At 62.6% G+C, this 2,319-nt stretch carries 3 protein-coding genes; 2 read left to right on the forward strand and 1 reads right to left on the reverse strand.

What is annotated here, in order from left to right; all coding sequences use genetic code 11:
• The coding region (locus WBV42_RS04970) for a Fe-Mn family superoxide dismutase (RefSeq protein WP_423985047.1) at positions 1-173 on the forward strand (173 nt) is incomplete at its 5' end.
• A gap of 137 nt (positions 174-310) precedes the next feature.
• On the opposite strand, the gene WBV42_RS04975 is transcribed toward WBV42_RS04970, so the two are convergent.
• A complete protein-coding gene (locus WBV42_RS04975) occupies positions 311-979 on the reverse strand; it encodes a helix-turn-helix domain-containing protein (RefSeq protein ID WP_423985045.1) in 669 nt (222 codons plus the stop codon).
• A gap of 160 nt (positions 980-1,139) precedes the next feature.
• Here WBV42_RS04975 and WBV42_RS04980 point away from each other — a divergent pair.
• Positions 1,140-2,319: PEP/pyruvate-binding domain-containing protein (locus WBV42_RS04980; RefSeq protein WP_423985046.1), on the forward strand; the 1,180-nt coding region annotated here is incomplete at its 3' end.

Raw genomic sequence — 2,319 nt, forward strand, 5'->3', positions numbered from 1 at the left:
ACCAGGGCGCACTCTGGGGTAGCCACCCGATTCTCGCACTCGACGTGTGGGAGCACTCCTACTACTACGACTACGGTCCGGACCGCGGCGACTTCATCGACAACTTCTTCGAAGTCGCCGATTGGGAGGAACCCGCCGACCGCTACGGGCAGGCCGTCGAACTGTTCGAATAACGCCACCACGACGAACATCCCAGACTACGGTAGGCACTCTCGCCACCGACCCCTTCCGTCGAAGTAGACGGCGGCGAACGGAATTTCTCGGGAGAAGCCGTCTGTTCGAACACGAATCGGACGGGACCCCCACCGTCTCAGCGCACGAACTCCGACCGAAGAACGTCGGTGACGAGTTTTATTTCCGCTTTCTGGAGGTGCTCCGAAGCCGTGTTCGGCGCACAGTCGAGGCGAGCAGCCACGTCCTCGTGTGTCGCACGTCGCGGGTGTTCGTAGTATCCGAGGTCGAACGCCGCCAGGAGTGCCTCCCGTTGCCGGTCGCTAAGCCCGGAGAGTGGCGTTTCGCGGCTTCTATCGAACTCCCCGATCGCGCTGATTTCGAGCGCGATCTCCGCCGGAAATTCGTCGACCGCACGCTGAAGAACGGGCGCGCTCCCCACGATTCGAGCGTGGACCTGTCCGTCACGGTAGAGTAGTGGCTTTGCGACCACCAACCCCTCCCGCGAGATGGTTCCGACGAGTCCCTGCAACAGCGGAACGACGGTGGGTTCGAGCACGGCGAGGAGCGTAAATCTCCGCTCGGAAATCCGCGTCGTATCGACCGACCGCATACCGAGGACGTCGGCCGCTTCGTCCCGAAATCGCTCCCGCTCACCGTCGACTTCCAGGAGGGCGGTAACGGCGTCGCTGGAGAGGTTCCAGTCGTACAGTCGCGCCTCGTCGACGAACGACGACCGTGCGAGCAAATCGAAGATTTCCGGCGTTCGTTCCGGGTCCGGTGTACCGGTGAGCCGAGCGTACTTCATACGGGACGCTATTCGCGCCTACTTATATACTAGCCGACTATACATGGGAGAACGATTTACAATTCATGGCACCAATAATCACTCAGATGTCCGATAACGGTGTCCGTCGAGGCGCGATTCGACACGGAGTCCGTTGTCGATCCAACGAACGAGAAAACCAATGGATCACTCACAAGCGGATTCCGACAGCGCAGTGTTCACCCTCCCGTTCGACGACGGGAGCGCAATCGACGCCTCCGTAACCGGTGGGAAGGGTGCAAACCTCGCACGGCTCGTGGACGCGGGAATCGACGTCCCGGCGGGGTTCTGCGTGACGACGGACGCGTATCGATCCCTCGTAACCGATCCAGAAACTCGCCGAGCGATCGAAGCCGTGGACGAACTCGACCCGACGGACGCGGACCGTATCGGCGAGTTGAGCGCGGCGATACGGGAACGGATTCGAGAAGCGGAGTTTCCCACCGGTGTCCGAAAAGCCCTCGACGATTCGCTGGTGGAACTCGACGCGGAGACCGTGTCCGTTCGGTCGAGTGCGACCGCGGAAGACCTCCCGAGCGCGTCGTTCGCCGGTCAGCACGAGACGTATCTCAACGTCTCCTCCGAGGCCGTTCTCGACAGGGTGCGAGATTGCATGGCGAGCCTGTACACCGACAGAGCGGTGACGTACCGGCTTCGAAACGACGTTCCGAGTTCGGGCGTCGCACTGGCAGTCGTCGTCCAAGCGATGGTCGAAGCGGACACGGCAGGGGTCGTCTTCACTGCGGACCCGATCACTGAGAACAGGACCGTCGCCTCCATCGAAGCGAACTACGGGCTCGGCGAATCCATCGTCGCCGGGGAGGTGTCCGCCGACACGATTCGCGTCGACCGGAGCGATGGCATCGTCCTGTCGTACGACATCGGCGAGAAGTCGGTTCGGGTGCGGTCCGGAAACGAAGGCGGCATCGAACGGGCGACCGTTTCCGACGACTCCCGGGGGCGACGCGCGCTCTCGCCGGAACAAGTTCATCGACTCGTGGAGCAGGGGGAGAAAATCGAGGGACTGTTCGGCGGACCGCAGGACATCGAGTGGGCGTTCCGAGACGGCGAGTTGTTCGTCCTCCAGTCCCGTCCCATCACGTCCCTGTTTCCGCTCGTCTCGCCCCAACCGGAGGACGACCTGCTCCACGTCTACATGAGTTTCGGACACCAACAGGCCATGCCGGAGGCGCTCCCGCCGCTCGTCGTTGATTTCTGGCGGTCGTTCATCGACGGCGGGGCCGAACGCTTTCGACCACCTGAAGTGGGCGGTCTCTCCGCCGAGGCCGGAAATCGGGTGTACGTCGATTTGACGCCGCTCG

The sequence above is a fragment of the Haladaptatus sp. genome, from assembly GCF_049589095.1.
Lineage (GTDB): Archaea > Halobacteriota > Halobacteria > Halobacteriales > Haladaptataceae > Haladaptatus.